This is a genomic window from Acinetobacter sp. 1542444, from assembly GCF_000581835.1.
Taxonomy (GTDB): domain Bacteria; phylum Pseudomonadota; class Gammaproteobacteria; order Pseudomonadales; family Moraxellaceae; genus Acinetobacter; species Acinetobacter pittii.
The window spans coordinates 243,295-260,359 of the sequence record NZ_JEYA01000001.1 but is presented as its reverse complement, the minus strand read 5'-3'; the positions used below and the strand labels follow the sequence as shown (position 1 = coordinate 260,359).

Annotated in this window: 12 protein-coding genes; 7 read left to right on the top strand and 5 right to left on the bottom strand. The window is 41.8% G+C overall.

What is annotated here, in order from left to right:
- Nucleotides 1-49 precede the first annotated feature (49 nt).
- Complete coding sequence (locus J580_RS05655; protein WP_002114305.1) at nt 50-667, bottom strand: TetR/AcrR family transcriptional regulator; 618 nt, start codon at nt 665-667, stop codon at nt 50-52.
- A gap of 144 nt (nt 668-811) precedes the next feature.
- Here J580_RS05655 and J580_RS05650 point away from each other — a divergent pair, with 144 nt between their 5' ends.
- Genes J580_RS05650 through J580_RS05630 form a run of 5 tightly spaced genes read left to right on the top strand, consistent with a single transcriptional unit; the run spans nt 812 to nt 7,325 of the window.
- A complete protein-coding gene (locus J580_RS05650) occupies nt 812-1,984 on the top strand; it encodes an isovaleryl-CoA dehydrogenase (protein WP_032003390.1) in 1,173 nt (390 codons plus the stop codon).
- Between the two features lie 24 nt (nt 1,985-2,008).
- Complete coding sequence (locus J580_RS05645) at nt 2,009-3,610, top strand: carboxyl transferase domain-containing protein (protein WP_017481557.1); 1,602 nt, start codon at nt 2,009-2,011, stop codon at nt 3,608-3,610.
- Nucleotides 3,611-3,619: 9 nt separating this feature from the next.
- Nucleotides 3,620-4,423, top strand: coding sequence for an enoyl-CoA hydratase/isomerase family protein (locus J580_RS05640; protein ID WP_032003389.1), 804 nt, complete (start codon nt 3,620-3,622; stop codon nt 4,421-4,423).
- Nucleotides 4,424-4,434: 11 nt separating this feature from the next.
- Complete coding sequence (locus J580_RS05635; RefSeq protein ID WP_032003388.1) at nt 4,435-6,426, top strand: acetyl/propionyl/methylcrotonyl-CoA carboxylase subunit alpha; 1,992 nt, start codon at nt 4,435-4,437, stop codon at nt 6,424-6,426.
- Nucleotides 6,423-7,325, top strand: a complete 903-nt coding sequence (locus J580_RS05630) for a hydroxymethylglutaryl-CoA lyase (RefSeq protein WP_032003387.1) — start codon at nt 6,423-6,425, stop codon at nt 7,323-7,325. Before J580_RS05635 ends, J580_RS05630 begins: the two co-directional genes overlap by 4 nt.
- Before the next feature lie 251 nt (nt 7,326-7,576).
- Here J580_RS05630 and J580_RS05625 read toward each other — a convergent pair whose 3' ends face one another.
- Nucleotides 7,577-8,518, bottom strand: coding sequence for a LysR family transcriptional regulator (locus tag J580_RS05625; RefSeq protein ID WP_005069913.1), 942 nt, complete (start codon nt 8,516-8,518; stop codon nt 7,577-7,579).
- Nucleotides 8,519-8,722: 204 nt separating this feature from the next.
- On the opposite strand from J580_RS05625, the gene J580_RS05620 reads away from it, so the two are divergent.
- Nucleotides 8,723-12,205, top strand: a complete 3,483-nt coding sequence (locus tag J580_RS05620; RefSeq protein WP_032003386.1) for an indolepyruvate ferredoxin oxidoreductase family protein — start codon at nt 8,723-8,725, stop codon at nt 12,203-12,205.
- Between the two features lie 60 nt (nt 12,206-12,265).
- On the opposite strand, the gene J580_RS05615 is transcribed toward J580_RS05620, so the two are convergent.
- The gene (locus J580_RS05615; protein WP_029424162.1) at nt 12,266-13,069 is read right to left on the bottom strand and encodes a thioesterase family protein; all 804 of its coding nucleotides are present in this window, start codon (nt 13,067-13,069) and stop codon (nt 12,266-12,268) included.
- 196 nt (nt 13,070-13,265) lie between these two features.
- Nucleotides 13,266-15,068, bottom strand: a complete 1,803-nt coding sequence (locus J580_RS05610) for an acyl-CoA dehydrogenase C-terminal domain-containing protein (RefSeq protein ID WP_032003385.1) — start codon at nt 15,066-15,068, stop codon at nt 13,266-13,268.
- A gap of 308 nt (nt 15,069-15,376) precedes the next feature.
- Here J580_RS05610 and J580_RS05605 point away from each other — a divergent pair, with 308 nt between their 5' ends.
- On the top strand, nt 15,377-15,826 hold the full coding sequence (locus J580_RS05605) for a PaaI family thioesterase (protein ID WP_081403542.1): 450 nt from the start codon (nt 15,377-15,379) through the stop codon (nt 15,824-15,826).
- A 20-nt stretch (nt 15,827-15,846) separates the two neighbouring features.
- Here J580_RS05605 and J580_RS05600 read toward each other — a convergent pair whose 3' ends face one another.
- A complete protein-coding gene (locus tag J580_RS05600; RefSeq protein WP_032003383.1) occupies nt 15,847-17,064 on the bottom strand; it encodes an MFS transporter in 1,218 nt (405 codons plus the stop codon).
- Between the last annotated feature and the right edge of the window lies 1 nt (nt 17,065).

Here is a 17,065-nt window from a genome sequence, read left to right as displayed (position 1 = left end):
AACTACTTTTCCAAACTACTTATTTTGTGTTGTTTATCGTTTATATGCTCTATTTCCTCTGCACAGCATCTACACAAAAGTCAGCAATCTGTTTTGAAAAATAGTCTTTATGCGCATGATCAAACTTTGTATTTTGAGCTGGGTCTAGGGGTTCAACCACCACATAGGTCATGGCACCGACAACACAAAGTGCTGCTGTATTTAAATCATCCAAGACAAACTCACCACTTGCATTTCCATCCGCAAGTATTTTTTTAATACTTTGTTTGATCAATTGCTTCACACGAAAACGCTCATGTTCAACCGTTGAATCGACAGGTTCAAACATGAGTGAATATGCAAGCTGAGGACTATTGAGTGCCCGTTTTACAAAGGTTGCCACAGCCTTATGTAATTTCTGCTTTGCCGATAAGTCACTTTCAGTAATCGAATCAATCACTAATAGTTCTGTATTAATGGCTTCGGACAAAACCTCAATCAGCACTTGGCTTTTATTATCAAAGTAGCGATAAACCAGACCACTTGATACGCCCGCTTGCTCTGCAATTGTTTGTATTTGTGCGTCTTTAAACCCTCCCTCTGAAATTAACTTTCTGGCTGAACTCAAAATCGACTTACGATTTTGCTCCATCCGCTCTTGCATTAAAGATGATCGTTTATAGCTCATAATTTATTCTCTAACAAATAAAATGAATTGTAAATCATTTTATGAATCAGTATTCACTTTTTTAAAAAATCATTGTATGGTAATTATCAAATACCCACAAAATATTTTATGGACAACAAATATAACCAATAGGATGAAGATATCATGAACCTACGCAGCTTGAATTTCGGTCTAGATGAAACTTTAATTGCGCTTCAAGATTCAGTGGCAGCATTTTGTGCAAAGGAAATTGCACCAATTGCCCAACAAGTTGATCAAGACAACAAATTCCCTGCACGTCTCTGGAAAAAATTTGGAGATATGGGCCTTTTAGGCATGACGGTTTCTGAAGAATATGGCGGTGCCAATATGGGTTATTTAGCTCATATTATTGCTATGCAAGAAATTTCCCGTGCTTCGGCAGCCATTGGTTTGTCATACGGTGCTCATTCTAATTTATGTGTAAACCAGATTAACCGTAACGGTAACGAACAGCAAAAACAAAAGTATTTACCAAAACTGATTTCCGGTGAATATGTGGGTGCCCTTGCGATGTCTGAACCGAATGCGGGTTCTGATGTCGTCAGCATGAAATTACGCGCCGAGCAAAAAGGTGATCACTTTGTTTTAAACGGTTCAAAAATGTGGATCACTAACGGCGGTGATGCAGATGTATTGGTGGTTTACGCCAAAACTGACCCACAAGCTGGCGCAAAAGGCATGACTGCTTTTTTAATTGAAAAAGGCATGAAAGGCTTTAGTCACGGCAACCATTTAGACAAACTCGGTATGCGTGGCTCTAACACTTACCCGCTGTTCTTTGACAATGTAGAAGTACCTGCTGAAAACGTACTCGGCGGTGTCGGTAACGGTACAAAAGTACTCATGAGTGGTTTGGACTATGAACGTGCAGTTTTAAGTGCTGGCCCTTTAGGCATTATGGATGCCTGTCTGGATGTAGTAATTCCATACTTGCATCAACGTGAACAGTTTGGCCAAGCTTTAGGTGAATTCCAGCTTATGCAAGGCAAACTTGCCGATATGTATTCAACTTGGTTGGCATGTAAAGCTCTCGTTTATGCTGTTGGTGCTGCCTGCGATAAAGCTGACCATGACCGCAGTCTACGTAAAGATGCTGCAAGTGCCATTTTATATTCGGCCGAAAAAGCAACATGGATGGCTGGAGAAGCAATTCAAAGTTTAGGTGGCAACGGTTATATCAATGAATTCCCTGCTGGTCGTTTATGGCGCGATGCAAAACTTTATGAAATTGGTGCAGGAACTTCTGAAATTCGCCGCATGCTGATTGGCCGCGAACTCTTTAATGAAACCAAATAATAATTATAAATAAGGACGCATCTTATGAACCAATTACAAAGCAAGATTAATGTTCGAAGTGAAGACTTCAAAACAAACCAGCAAGCCATGCAAACATTGGTCACAGATCTAAAACAAGTTGCCCAGCGTATTGCTTTAGGCGGCGGTGAAAATGCCCGTCAAAAACATTTGGCTCGAGGCAAACTTTTACCCCGTGAACGTATTGACCAACTGATTGATGTCGGCACGGCATTTTTAGAAATTGGTCAATTGGCAGCGTACAACGTTTATGAAGATGATGTTCCTGCCGCAGGTGTGATTGCAGGTGTTGGTCAAGTCAACGGCATCACTTGCATGATCGTTGCCAACGATGCAACAGTAAAAGGTGGAACATACTATCCCCTTACGGTTAAAAAGCATTTACGCGCACAAGAAATTGCTGAACAAAATCACTTGCCTTGTATTTATTTGGTGGATTCAGGCGGTGCTTATTTGCCAATGCAAGATGAAGTTTTCCCAGACCGTGATCACTTCGGGCGTATTTTCTATAATCAGGCACGTATGTCGAGCCTAGGGATTGCCCAAATTGCTGTAGTAATGGGTAGCTGTACCGCTGGCGGTGCCTATGTACCTGCCATGTCTGATGAAACCATTATTGTCCGTAATCAAGGTACGATTTTCTTAGGTGGCCCCCCTCTTGTAAAAGCTGCGACTGGCGAAGTCGTGAGTAGTGAAGACTTAGGTGGTGGTGATGTGCATACACGGCTTTCGGGTGTAGCTGACCATTTAGCTGAAAATGATGAACATGCGATTGCGATTGCACGAAACATTGTTGCTAACTTAAATAAAAAGCCAAACGACTTAAATAAACAAGTTGATGAACCATTGTTTGATGCATCAGAACTCTATGGCGTAGTTCCAAGTGATGCACGTAAACCTTTTGATGTACGTGAAGTGATTGCCCGTATTGTAGACGGTTCTCGTTTTGATGAGTTTAAAGCACGTTTTGGTTCAACACTGATTACTGGTTTTGCTTCACTCTATGGTATGCCAGTCGGCATTATTGCCAATAACGGAATTTTATTTTCCGAGTCAGCACAAAAAGGCGCGCACTTCATTGAGCTATGCACACAGCGCAATATTCCATTGTTATTCCTACAAAACATTACTGGGTTTATGGTTGGTCGCCAGTATGAAAATGAAGGGATTGCAAAAAACGGCGCTAAATTGGTGATGGCAGTTGCAACCGCAAATGTACCAAAACTCACCCTAATTATTGGTGGTTCATTTGGTGCAGGTAACTACGGTATGTGTGGCCGTGCTTATTCACCACGCTTTTTATGGACTTGGCCGAACTCTCGTATTTCTGTGATGGGGGGTGAACAAGCAGCGAGCGTACTTTCGACTTTAAAACGAGATCAAATTGAGCAAAAAGGTGCCGAGTGGTCAGCGCAAGAAGAAGACGAATTTAAACAACCAATTCGTGAACAATATGAGCGTCAAGGCCATCCTTACTATGCTTCTGCCCGCCTTTGGGACGACGGTGTAATTGATCCAGCTCAAACTCGTCAGGTACTTGGTTTAAGCCTTGCTGCGGCCATGAACGCCCCAATCCAGCCAACCAAATTTGGCGTGTTCCGCATGTAAGAGGTGTATATGAGCTATCAATTTTTACAACTCGAACAACAAGGTCAGGTTGCCTATGTTTGGCTGAACCGCCCTGAATTGCACAATGCTTTTAATACGACAGTCATTGAAGAATTGCATACTTGCCTTAAGCAAATTAATACACGTGATGACATTCGTGTTGTAGTTTTAGCGGGTCGCGGCAAAAGCTTTTCGGCAGGTGCCGACCTCAACTGGATGAAACAGGCGGGTCAGGCATCCTCAGCTGAAAATGAAGCAGATGCATTAAAACTTGCGCAAATGTTGGATGCACTTGCAACGTTAAAACAACCGACTATTGCTCGTGTGCATGGCATTGCTTTTGGCGGGGGCATGGGTTTAGCGTCGGCATGTGATATTTGTATTGCCAGCACTGATGCCAAGTTTGCAACCTCCGAGGTTCGTTTAGGACTTGCTCCATCCACCATTAGTCCCTATGTAATTCGTGCAATTGGCGCAAGACAAGCCTCTCGCTATTTCTTAACTGCCGAGCGAATTTCAGCACGTGATGCCAAACATATTGGTTTGGCACATGAGGTTGCAGATGCCGAAGACTTAGATAAAAAAGTTCAAGAAATTATTGATGTGCTATTACTCGGTGGCCCGCATGCTCAAGCGGCCTCAAAACAACTCATTCAAATGGTGAGCAACCAGACCATGAGCAATGACTTGCTGCAACAGACAGCCCATCATATTGCTCAAGTTCGTCAAGGCTGTGAGGCAAAAGAAGGTCTGAGTGCCTTTTTAAATAAGCAACAGCCTGCTTGGGTTTCTAACTCGAATAACAACAATTAAGGACGATCATCATGTTTGAAAAGATTTTAATTGCGAACCGTGGCGAAATTGCCTGCCGCGTAATTCGTACAGCTAAAAAATTAGGTATTGCAACAGTTGCCGTTTACTCAGATGCAGACGCAAATGCACAACATGTTAAACTTGCAGATGAAGCGGTTTATATTGGTCAGTCCCCTGCAACACAAAGTTATTTACAAGCCGACCGCATTATTCAAGCAGCGATTGATACAGGTAGCCAAGCGGTTCACCCAGGCTACGGCTTCCTTTCTGAAAATGACCAGTTTGCACTCGCTTGCCAACAACACAACATCTGCTTTATTGGACCGCCAGTGGATGCCATTTTAGCGATGGGTTTAAAAGCAACCTCTAAAGCTTTAATGGAAAAAGCTGGCGTTCCTTTAACACCGGGTTATCATGGAACCAACCAAGATGCTGACTTTTTAAAGCAACGAGCAGACCAAATTGGCTATCCTGTTTTAATTAAAGCCAGTGCTGGCGGCGGTGGTAAAGGCATGAGTCTGGTTGAACGCAGTGAAGACTTTCTGCATGCCTTAGCCTCTTGTAAACGTGAAGCCAAATCGAGCTTTGGTAATGATGATGTCTTGATTGAGCGTTATGTGATTCAACCGCGCCATATTGAAGTCCAAGTGTTTGGTGATACACATGGCAATTATGTACATTTGTTTGAACGGGACTGTTCGGTACAGCGTCGCCATCAAAAAGTGTTAGAAGAAGCCCCTGCTCCACAAATGCCAAGCGAGAAGCTCGATGCAATGCTCCAAGCTGCAATTGATGCTGCGCGTGCGGTAAATTATGTCGGTGCTGGTACAGTTGAGTTTATTGTGGAACAAGATGGAACGGCGTATTTCATGGAAATGAATACCCGTTTACAAGTCGAACACCCTGTCACCGAAATGATTACAGGTGAAGACTTGGTTGAGTGGCAACTTCGTGTGGCTTATGGTGAACCTTTACCTAAACTACAAAACGAATTGCAGATTCACGGACATGCGCTCGAAGCACGGATTTATGCTGAGGAACCTGAAAAAGGCTTTTTACCTGCCATTGGTAAAATTGACTATTTGCGTTACCCAACTCAAAACCAATATGTGCGTGTAGACAGCGGTATTGTTGAAGGTGATGAAATCACAACCTATTACGACCCAATGATTGCCAAACTCATCGTATGGGGCAAAAACCGCGAAGCTGCGCTCATTCAAATGCAAAATGCTTTAAGCCAATTCCATGTGGATGGCTTAGGCAACAACATTGCTTTTCTTGAAAAAATTGTTCGTAGCGAATCTTTTAAACAAGCCAAGCTTGATACCAACCTGATTCAACGTGAACAAAACTTCTTGTTTAGCCCAGAAGATATCAAACCTGAACTGGTGGTAGCAGCAGCATTTATTGAGTTTTTAAGCAAACTTAATAACAACAGCTCAAGTCAAAAACAGCTTTGGCAGGCTCAACCACTTTGGCGTTTAAATATTGCTTATCAGCACAGTATTAAACTGAATTATTTAAATCAGAATATCCAAATCAAATTTGCCTCAAATGAAGATGGCTTCACCGCAGAATATAACGGTCAAAGCTACCCGATTTCAGGTCAATTGATTGATGCGCATACGGCGTCTGTTCAAATTGGTGGGTCTAAGCAAAAGCTGTCTTTTAACCAAAGTCAGCAAGGCATTACCTTATTCCAAAATGGACAGAGCTATAAGTTTGCTTATATTCGCCAAGACTTTAATCAAGCAGATAGCCAAGCCGATGAAGGCCACCTAAAAGCACCAATGCCGGGTGTGGTCACGCAAGTACTGGTGAGTGCAAATCATAGCGTGAAGAAAGACGATATTTTAATGACGCTTGAAGCAATGAAAATGGAATATACCATCCGCGCCCCTAAAGACGGCGTGATTGTAGACTCCTATTTCCAAGTCGGTGATCAGGTCAAAGCTGGCGACGAGCTTGTGGAATTTCAGCCTGCTCAGGAGGAAGTTGCATGAGTGAGTTTGTCAAAATCGTGGAGGTCGGCCCCAGAGACGGCCTCCAAAATGAAAAGCAGGCTTTGACTGTCGAACAACGCTTAAACTTTATTAATGACCTTATTAATGCAGGTCTGAAATCGATTGAAGTCGGTTCATGCGTTTCGGCAAAATGGGTACCTCAAATGGCTCAAAGTGACGAGCTATTTAAGCTGTTACCCCAAACAACTGATGTGCAATTTAGCCTGCTCACCCCCAATATCAAAGGTTTTGAAACTGCTCAAGCGGTAGGATGCAAAGAGGTTGCGGTGTTTACCGCAGCTTCTGAAAGTTTTACCCGCAAAAATATCAACTGCTCTATTGATGAAAGCTTTGAAAAATTTAGCGATGTCATGAGCGCGGCAAAAGCGCATAACATCCGTGTGCGCGGTTATGTCTCTTGCGTTGTCGACTGTCCTTATGAAGGTGCAATTGCCCCTGAACAAGTGGTAAAAGTTGTTAAACGGCTCTATGACATGGGCTGCTATGAGGTGTCTTTAGGTGAAACTATTGGTACCGCAACACCAGATCGCGTTCAAAAGGTTTGGCAAGCATGCCTCGCTGAACTCGACAGCAAGGTTTTGGCAGGACATTTCCACAATACCTATGGCATGGCGATTGCCAATATTTATCAGTCTTTACAGCAAGGCATTCGTGTTTTTGACTCGTCCCTTGCAGGACTCGGTGGTTGCCCTTATGCCAAAGGTGCCTCTGGTAATGTATCGACCGAAGATTTGTTTTATTTGTTGTCGCACATGGGGTTTGAAACTGGCATTGACTTAGAAGAACTGATGCAAGCCAGTCAAAATATTAGCAATGTATTAAACCGAAAAAGCTTGTCGAATTATGCAAATGCTTATTGGCAAACCAAGTGTGCGTAGTCATTAATTAAAATAGCTCAGCATCTGGTATAAAGCTTAATATTAGGCTGAGTACCAGATCATCCTATCTCATCTTTATCTCATTTCGTTCAGGAATTGGGACTAATTCCCTCATGCAATTTTTTTAAAATCTATTATTTATCTCTGTATTAAATGCCTCTTTCAAAAGAAGCATTCTCTACCCTATTTTTATTCTAAATCCGTATTATTCTTCATCCTTTTTTATCTTAGTCCTTAAAAAATTTATCTCATTATTTATAAAAATAAGATGCATCCATTTCGATTCTTGGAGAAATATATTCTTCCACCCAATCTAACCATGCACGAGTTTTGGCATCAATAAAATGGCGTGAAGGCAACAAGGTATAAACCCCTATATCGGGCGAACGCCACTCTGGCAAGATATGACATAATCTTCCATTTTGAACCGCATCTAAAGCTGAAAACATCGGCAATAACGCGATGCCCATATCCTGTTGCACTACATCTAATAATAACTCAGGGTTATCTGCAATAAGTTGTCCGCCAATGTCGATTTGGTAAGACTCACCACTTGTATTTAATAAGTGCCAATCTGGCGTAATAGACGGGTTTACCAAGCGTAAACAGGCATGATTTTTTAAGTCTTCTGGGGACTTTGGCATACCATGTTTTTCGAGGTAAGCAGGTGAAGCACATAAAACAGAAAAAATAGTGCCAATTCTGCGTGCAACAAACCGAGAATCTGTTAGTGATTCAGTCAGATAAAGACTCACATCGACCCCTTTTGCCAACAAGTCTGGAACGTACTGTGATGTCGTATATTCCACAGTTAGTTCAGGGTAATGCTTACAAAACTCGGCCATCACTGGAAAAACATAATGATGTCCAAAGCTTCCCATGCTTAATACACGTAAACGCCCTTTCGGTTTAGATGCCGTTCCGGTTACTTCAGATTCTGCTTCATCCACCATTGAAATGACTTGGCGACAGCGCTCTGCGTAAGTCGCACCAATATCGGTCAGTGCCTGCTGGCGCGTTGAGCGTTGTATTAATTTTGTACCTAAGCGTGTTTCTAGCTCGCTGATAAGACGTGAAACCTGTGCTGTGGTCAGATCCATCTGCTCAGCTGCTGCTGTGAAACTCCCGCTATCAATCACTTTCAGGAATGCATGCATTGCATGCAATAGTCCACCATCGAGATTTTTGCGCATAACGTAAATATGTTTTCCTAAATTACGGATTGTTGCACCAGTTTAGATCAACCACAATGACTAAATGTACATACATTGGCACTAATTCTTTTTAAGAAGAGGAACCGATCTTTTTTTATTTCGTATGTCACTTGCTCCAAATATTCAACTGGATGTTGAAAAAAGAAAGTAGTTCGAGCTACTAAAAATTCTAAGGAGATATAAATGAATATAGCTACAAAAGTCACTCCAAATATTATTGCAACAAAGGATGTGTCACTTGAAGATAAATATGTAAGTGATAACGGTACAGCATATATGACCGGCATTCAGGCACTTGTTCGTTTGCCTCTTGCCCAAACTCGCCGTGACGCGATGAATGGTTATCATACTGCTGGTTTTATTTCTGGTTATCGCGGTTCTCCTGTTGGTAACTATGATAGTTTCCTTTGGCAAGTTCAAGGATTACTTAAATCCCATAATGTTGTATTTCAACCTGGTGTAAACGAAGACTTGGCTGCTACCGCAATTTGGGGTACCCAACAAGTTAACCTTTCAGGCCAAGGCAAATATGATGGAGTGTCTTCATGGTGGTATGGTAAAGGCCCGGGTGTTGACCGTTCAGGCGATGTACTCCGCCATGCTAACTTAGCTGGTACCTCTGAACGTGGTGGTGTGGTTGCTTTATTTGGTGATGACCACTCATGTAAATCTTCTACAATTCCTCACCAGTCTGAACATGTCATGATTGGTTGCGGTATTCCAATTTTCTACCCAACATCCGTTCAACAAATTTTAGACTTTGGTGTTCACGCCATTGCAGTTTCACGTTTTTCTGGCCTTTGGTCTTCAATGAAGCTAGTCAGTGAAATCGTAGAGACTTCTGCTTCTGTTCATGTCGACCTAGACCGTGTTACTCCAGTTATACCAGAAGATGTCAATTTCCCAGAAGGCGGCGTCAATATTCGCTGGCCAGATCACGGCATTCAGCAAGAAGAACGTCTTTATAAATATCGCTTACCTGCTGTTTTGGCTTATGCTCGCGCGAATAAAATCAACACCGTAACATGGCCTTGTGAAAATGCCCGTATTGGTATTGCCGCAAGTGGTAAAGGTTATTTAGATACCATTGAAGCTTTACGCATTTTAGGGATTGAAGATGAAACTGCTCAGCAGCTTGGGCTACGTGTTTATCAGGTCGGACTGATTTGGCCTTTAGAACCACAAGGCGTTCGTGAATTTGCCGAAGGTTTACAAGAACTGATTGTTATTGAAGAAAAACGACCAATTATTGAAACGCAAATTAAAGACGAGCTGTACTCACTGCCTGACGGCAAACGTCCTCGTGTCATTGGTAAAGCAACTGATGGCAAAGGTGAATGGAGTACCACTATTGAAGAAGCACCGCTCATTGGTCACTATGAGTATCAGCCTGAACCGATTGCAAAAATGCTGGCTGCTCGCTTCTTAAAACTTGATATTCCAGAAAACTTAAAAGCACAAATCCAAAGCAGAATCGACTTACTGCTAAAAGCAGAGCAAGAATCAAAACGTGTTATTGATCTCGCTGAACGTAAACCTTATTTCTGTAGTGGTTGTCCACATAACTCTTCAACAGTCGTCCCTGAAGGTAGCCGTGCATTAGGCGGTATCGGTTGTCACTATATTGCCGTTTCACTTGACCGCGGTACCGAAACGTTCTCTCAAATGGGCGGTGAAGGTGTAAGCTGGGTTGGTGCATCACCATTTACCAATGAAAAACACATTTTTGCTAACCTTGGTGATGGAACCTATTTCCACTCTGGTTACTTAGCAATCCGTCAGTCTATTGCTGCAAAAACCAATATTACCTACAAAATCCTCTACAACGATGCAGTCGCTATGACAGGTGGTCAGCATGTAGATGGACATTTGAGCGTTGCGCAGTTAACTCGTCAGCTTGCTGCCGAAGGCATTAAAAAACAAGTCATCGTGACGGATGAAGTTAAATTATTAAACGAAGAAGACGGCATTGCACCGGGTGTCGAAATTCGCCACCGTAATGAGCTCGACGCAGTTCAACGTGAGCTTCGTGAAATTACAGGTGTAACCGCTTTAATTTATGTACAAACTTGTGCCAGTGAAAAACGCCGTCGTCGTAAACGCGATGCCTACCCCGACCCAGCTGAACGTTTATACATTAACAGTGATATTTGCGAAGGCTGCGGTGACTGTTCGAAAAAATCAAACTGTTTATCTATTGAGCCAGTAGAAACAGCATTAGGTACTAAACGTCAAATTAACCAAAGTAGCTGTAATAAAGACTTCACTTGTGCCGAAGGCTTCTGCCCAAGTTTTGTGACTGTTCATACACGTGATATGAAACGTCCAGCTAAATTTGAAGGAATTGGTGCAGGCTGGCCAACATCACCAGTTATTCCTCAGCTATACGATGTTCCAAGTCGTATTATGGTTGGCGGTATTGGTGGTACAGGTGTTGTAACTATTGGGGCACTCCTTGGTATGGCAGCTCACCTAGAAGGTAAAGCCACACGTGTTATGGACATGGCAGGTCTTGCCCAAAAAGGCGGTACGGTTTATTCATACGTACAACTTGCAGCAAGTGATGAACAGATTTCTTCTACGAAAATTCCGGCGGGCCAATGTGAATTATTGATTGGTGCAGATGCCGTAGTGGCTGGTGGTAGCGCTGCTCTATCTCGCTTAAAAGATGATGCTTTGGTTATTGTGAATGAAGACAGTACTCCTACTTCTGAGTTTATTAAATCTCGTGACTGGTATGCGCCTATTAGCGATTTAATAGACCGTCTTCGTGGTCGTGTTCGCCAAGGTCAACTGGTTTCTCTGCCAGCGGCTCGCATTGCAACGCAACTGCTAGGTGATTCAATTTATACCAATCAGTTATTACTCGGTATGGCATGGCAGTCTGGACGCATTCCGCTATTACGTGAAAGCATTGAAAAAGCAATTCGCTTAAATGGTACTGCTGTTGAAAAGAACCTAGAAGCTTTCCGTGTGGGTTGTCATCTTGCAAGTGACCCGACTTTAGCTGCACGCTTAGTTGCGGCAATGCCAAAAACCAAAACTCCGCAAACTTTGGCTGAACTTGTTGAAGACCGTTGTGCTCGTCTAACAGACTACTGGAACGAAGCTTACGCAAGTAAATACCGTACGCTTGTAGAACTTGCAGCTAAAAAGTTACCAGAAGAGTTAACAGGTACGATTGCAACTCAGCTTTATAGAGTCATGGCGTATAAAGATGAATATGAAGTTGCACGTCTTTTAACAGGTAAAAGCTTCAAAGAATCAATTGAAACCCAGTTTGGTAAAGGCTTACGTTTAACGTATCACCTTGCTCCGCCAGCATTACTCGGTGGTCTAAAAAATGTCCGTAAACGTGCGTTTGGTTACTGGATGCGCTTCCCAATGATGATGCTTGCTCGCTTACAATGGCTTCGTGAAACTTTCCTTGACCCATTTGCACGTCAAGAAGAGCGTCAACACGAACAAGCATGGCGTGATCGTTACATCGCATTTGTTGAAGCACTTGTTGAAGCACCAGACAATCATAACTTGGCAGTTGCTGAACAAATTGCAAAATTACCGGCAGAAGTTCGTGGTTATGGTCATATCAAAATGAAAGCAATGGACGCTGCAAAACAACGTTGGGATGAACTTACACCAACACTGCTAAAAGTCCGTAACTAAAAATTAAATCTCAAAATAAAAAGTCATCCTTAGGGATGACTTTTTTATTGGCTCAAAAATTTACTTAGTCATTTTACGTAAAGTCAAAATCTGCTCGCTTCGTCCAAATGGGCCATATACATCATGTAAAACTGCACTGGTTAAACCAATACCATCCGAACCATATTGCTGAACGGTTTCCAAACCTAGCCATTTCCCTTGCGGATAACGGTGCATGTGGATTTGTAAATCAAGATTTGGAAAGCCCCAAGTAAATTCGCCTTCTTGTCTTGGGACAATGCCGTTTGCCGCATCTACCATGCCAATCAAATGGGCAAAATCTGTGGTCGGCTGCCCTTCCACGATTTCTTTATCATTATTGAGCCAAACAATGCCTTTACCCGCACGATGCTGATCATCCGTTTTAGTGACTAGCGTTTGAATAAAGCCACCCGGCCATCTTTTCATACCTGTCCATTCTGTAAAGGTATCTGGATGGTGAACTGGCTGATCTTCAAGCCCGGCAATATCGGAACTGTCTTGAGTACACATGCGCCATGCTCTAGCCACAATACAGGTTTTACCTTGTGCTTGCATTTCGGCTTCAATCAATTCAATGGTTTTACCGGCACGAATCACATGTGTCTTAATCGTAAATTCACCAAATGCAATCAATCCAAAAATATCAAAACTAATTCGACCAATTCGCATATCTTGTCGTGGTGAAAATTGCTCTAACTCTGCTGCGATTACACCACTTGCAGGCGCCATGTGCTGTTCATGAGGATTCCAAGCTCCTTGTGCATGAACAGTTGAGCAATAATGAGCAATAACTTCACCTTGAGGACCAATTGTTCTATTCAGTAATTGATAATAAGCATTCATGATTTTCTTTCCGTAGTCCTTGTCCAACATCAATATTTGATGAAAATTCACGTTTTAATGCTTATGTTAACCCTCTATTTCTTTGGCTCAACTGGTTTTTCCTACCAAAAACTGATGAGTCTAAAATTACAAATTTAATCACTAGGTAAAATTCCGCACATAAATTTCACCCAGTGATTCTAGATATTACGATTCATTAAAATGCAAAAGCATCTTGATCGAGCTCCATCACAGATTCAGCTCCACACTCAATAGAAGCAGCATGGCTCTGTGTACGATGTAAAAGTTTTTGATAGAAAAACTTAGCTGTCGTTAATTTTGCTTTATAAAAAGCTTCCTCTTGTGTACCCGATTCTAATTTTTCATGGGCAACTTGTGCCATTCGAGCCCACAAATACGCGAACACAACGTAACTGGAAAAATAAAGATAATCTACTGAAGCTGCCCCTATTTCTTCTGGGTTGTGCTTGGCTTTGTCAGCAATCGTTTTGGTCAGTGACAACCATTGCTGCTTAAGCTCAGCTAATTTTTCTAAATAAGGTTTCAAGACTTCATTGGATTGCTGTTGACCAATAAATTGATCAATTAAGTCGGTCATATTTTTTAGAAGTTTGCCTTCTGACTTGAGGACTTTGCGTGCAAGTAGATCTAAAGATTGAATTTCGGTCGTTCCTTCATACAATGTTGAGATACGCACATCACGTACAATTTGCTCCATTCCATGCTCAACAATAAAGCCATGACCGCCAAATACTTGAACGCCATGCTTGGCAGACTCATTACCTGACTCGGTTAAAAAAGCTTTGGCAATTGGCGTTAAAAAAGCCAGTAATTCATCGGAGTGTTTTTGCTGTTCCTGATCATTTGAGCTTTCCACAATATCGACATGCTGAGCTAAAAAATAAGCCAACGCACGGCCACCTTCAGAAAAAGCTTTTTGCGTCATTAGCATCGAGCGCACAGCGGGATGCACAATAATTGGGTCGGCATTTTTGTCAGGATATTGAGGGCCAGATAACGATCGCATGGCGAGTCGCTCTTTGGCATAACTTAATGCGCCTTGAAATGAAATTTCAGAAGCAGCAAGCCCTTGTACTGCTGTTCCAATACGTGCGGTATTCATGAAGGTAAACATACAATTGAGTCCGCGATTTTCCGGACCAATCAAATACCCTTTCGCGCCATCAAAATTCAGTACACAGGTGGCATTTCCATGAATCCCCATTTTATGTTCAATCGCACTACAAACGACTTTATTACGGTCCAGCACCTGACCGTCGTCACTCACATTAAATTTAGGCACAATAAATAAAGAAATACCTTTGGTCCCTGCGGGTGCCTGAGGCAACCGAGCTAAAACAATATGAATAATATTTTCAGAAAGATCATGCTCACCTGCCGAGATAAAAATCTTTTCACCCGTAATTGAGTAACTACCATCCGGATTTGGTTCGGCTTTCGTTCTAATTAACCCAAGGTCTGAACCCGCATGTGATTCGGTTAAACACATGGTTCCGGTCCAGACACCACTAATGAGCTTAGCCAAAAACTTCTGTTTTTGTTGCTCCGTGCCATGGTGCTCAATCGTTCTCATTGCCCCATGAGACAAGCCCGGATACATTGCCCACGCCCAATTAGAACCACATAACATTTCAGAAATCGCAATCCGCAGCAATGTCGGCAAGCCCTGCCCACCATATTCCGGATCGGCCGTTAACGAGGTAAAACCTAGCTCAGCATATTTTTGGTAGGCTTCTTTAAAACCTTTCGGGGTTGTGACTACGCCTTGATTTAAATAACAGCCTTCCTGATCACCATTTTGGTTAATCGGCGCTAACTCATTTTCACAAAAATCTGCTGCTGCTTCTAAATATTGATCAATTAATTCTCGATTTACGCTTTCCTGATATTTACTTAAACCTTGATAGTTCTGTTCTGTTTGAAGCATTTCATGCAGCACAAATTGCATATCACGTAATGGAGCTTTGTATAAAGGCATAGTTTTTCCCTTCCACGTTACTGCCTTTGTTATAGGGGGCAGATATCGTTTTTTCCTTAAAATGGACTTTTATTGTTTCAATCTCACCAAAATATCAAAAAATTTCTTATAGCAAAATATATTTTCACTAATTTAGTAAAATTATCATAACTTATTTATAGAGATTGAACATATATATGTGTTTTTAATATAGATATAAGATAAAAAGTTATTAGTCTCTTTTTAAATAGAATAAATATATATTTTGTATTGCAAAATTTTATTCCGTAAAAACTCAATTTATAGTATGGTTATTAGACTGCTTAATCATCCAAGGACGATTTATGGAAAGCCCGAAATATACAGGTCTTGAGTTTTTAACCGCTTTAAAAAATGGTGAAGTTTCACCATCACCTATAGCTCACACCATACCAATGGAACTCGTTGAAGTTTCCGAAGGTAAAGCAACTTATAAAGTTACTCCTCGCAAAGAACATAGAAATATACAAGGCGGTGTACACGGCGGCTTTTGCGCCACAGCTTTAGATACAGCAACAGGCAGCGCAGCTCATACATTACTTGAACATGGCGTTGGTTATGGAACCATTGATTTAAATGTAAAAATGATTCGTCCTATGCAAGTTGATACGTCTTACTATGCGACAGCCGAGTTGATTAATGCGGGCCGTAATATTATTAGTACCCAAGGTAAAATCGTAGATGAAAACGGCAAGGTGTATGCTTTTGCTTCGGCAACCTTAATGATTATTCGCAAATAATAAAATATCTAAGCTCCTGTTTATGGAGCTTTTTCTTGATTTACAATCTTACTCATTTCATAAAAATCTAAGCGATCAATCATAAAACTCACCAATGCCATCGCTAAGCCTAAAGCAGCACATGCTTCCCATCCCCAATGTTTCCAAGCATACACTGCAATAAAAGAACCTAAGGCGGCTCCACCAAAATATAAAGTCATATAAATTGAATTAATACGGGAACGCGCCTCAGCCGAAATTCGATAGACCAGATTTTGGTTCAAAACATGAAATGCCGACAAACCAAAGTACGCCATGATCACACCAACAGCATAGGCCACCAAAGACTGCTGCGCAAAAAATAGTGGTATCCATGCACTTATTAATAGGCCCATGCAAATTACCGCAATTTTATTTTCAAGTCCTGCTGCAATTTTCTTACCTGCCCATGGGGTCGCAAATACACCAGCCAACCCAACAATTCCAAATAAACCAATTTGAAAATCGTTAAAGTGATAAGGCTCATTCGCCAAAATAAAAGTCATGGTGGTGAAAATGAGGGCCAAAATTCCAAAGCCAATTCCACCAGCAAAACCACGGCGTAATAAATGCGGCTGGTGAACAGCTAATGAAAATAGTGAACCATAGATCTGTAGAATATTGAGTTGGTGGGATTTTCGCGCAACCGGTAACTTCACCCACATCACCCAAGCAAACACCAGAATGACAATTCCGCTAATTAAATAAACCGCATGCCAAGACCAAACTGTAGAGAGTAAGCCTGCAATAGAACGCGCTAATAATATTCCCAAGAACAAACCACTCATGAGAGTGCCTACAACTTGAGGACTTTTTTTCGGGCTAGCTAAACCTGCGGCGAAAGGAACCAAAACTTGAGTCGCAATCGAAAAGAATGTCGCTAAAAAGGTAAAGCCATATAAAACTGGCAAGGTTTGACTTAAGGATAACCCTACTTGTGCAAGTCCCGTACAACACATGAGCAAGCAAATATAACTGCGCTTTTCAAAAAAGTCGCCTAAGGGAACCAATATAAAAAGGCCAACTGCATATGACAGTTGGCTAATCACAATAGTTAAGGCGACTTGATCGGCATTAACTTTTAATGCTTCTGCAATTGAATAGATTAAGGGCTGGTTATAATAGTTTGAACCCGCACAAATGCCACATGTCATTGCCATGATAAAAATAAAGCTTTTTGACAGTATATTTTCTGCATTGGGCTCAACTATTGTTTTCATC

Coding starts and splice junctions, on each gene's coding strand:
- J580_RS05610 (WP_032003385.1), bottom strand. CDS start 15,068: ATGCCTTTATACAAAGCTCCATTACGTGATATGCAATTTGTGCTGCAT.
- J580_RS05635 (WP_032003388.1), top strand. CDS start 4,435: ATGTTTGAAAAGATTTTAATTGCGAACCGTGGCGAAATTGCCTGCCGC.
- J580_RS05650 (WP_032003390.1), top strand. CDS start 812: ATGAACCTACGCAGCTTGAATTTCGGTCTAGATGAAACTTTAATTGCG.
- J580_RS05655 (WP_002114305.1), bottom strand. CDS start 667: ATGAGCTATAAACGATCATCTTTAATGCAAGAGCGGATGGAGCAAAAT.
- J580_RS05640 (WP_032003389.1), top strand. CDS start 3,620: ATGAGCTATCAATTTTTACAACTCGAACAACAAGGTCAGGTTGCCTAT.
- J580_RS05615 (WP_029424162.1), bottom strand. CDS start 13,069: ATGAATGCTTATTATCAATTACTGAATAGAACAATTGGTCCTCAAGGT.
- J580_RS05620 (WP_032003386.1), top strand. CDS start 8,723: ATGAATATAGCTACAAAAGTCACTCCAAATATTATTGCAACAAAGGAT.
- J580_RS05600 (WP_032003383.1), bottom strand. CDS start 17,064: ATGAAAACAATAGTTGAGCCCAATGCAGAAAATATACTGTCAAAAAGC.
- J580_RS05630 (WP_032003387.1), top strand. CDS start 6,423: ATGAGTGAGTTTGTCAAAATCGTGGAGGTCGGCCCCAGAGACGGCCTC.
- J580_RS05625 (WP_005069913.1), bottom strand. CDS start 8,518: ATGCGCAAAAATCTCGATGGTGGACTATTGCATGCAATGCATGCATTC.
- J580_RS05645 (WP_017481557.1), top strand. CDS start 2,009: ATGAACCAATTACAAAGCAAGATTAATGTTCGAAGTGAAGACTTCAAA.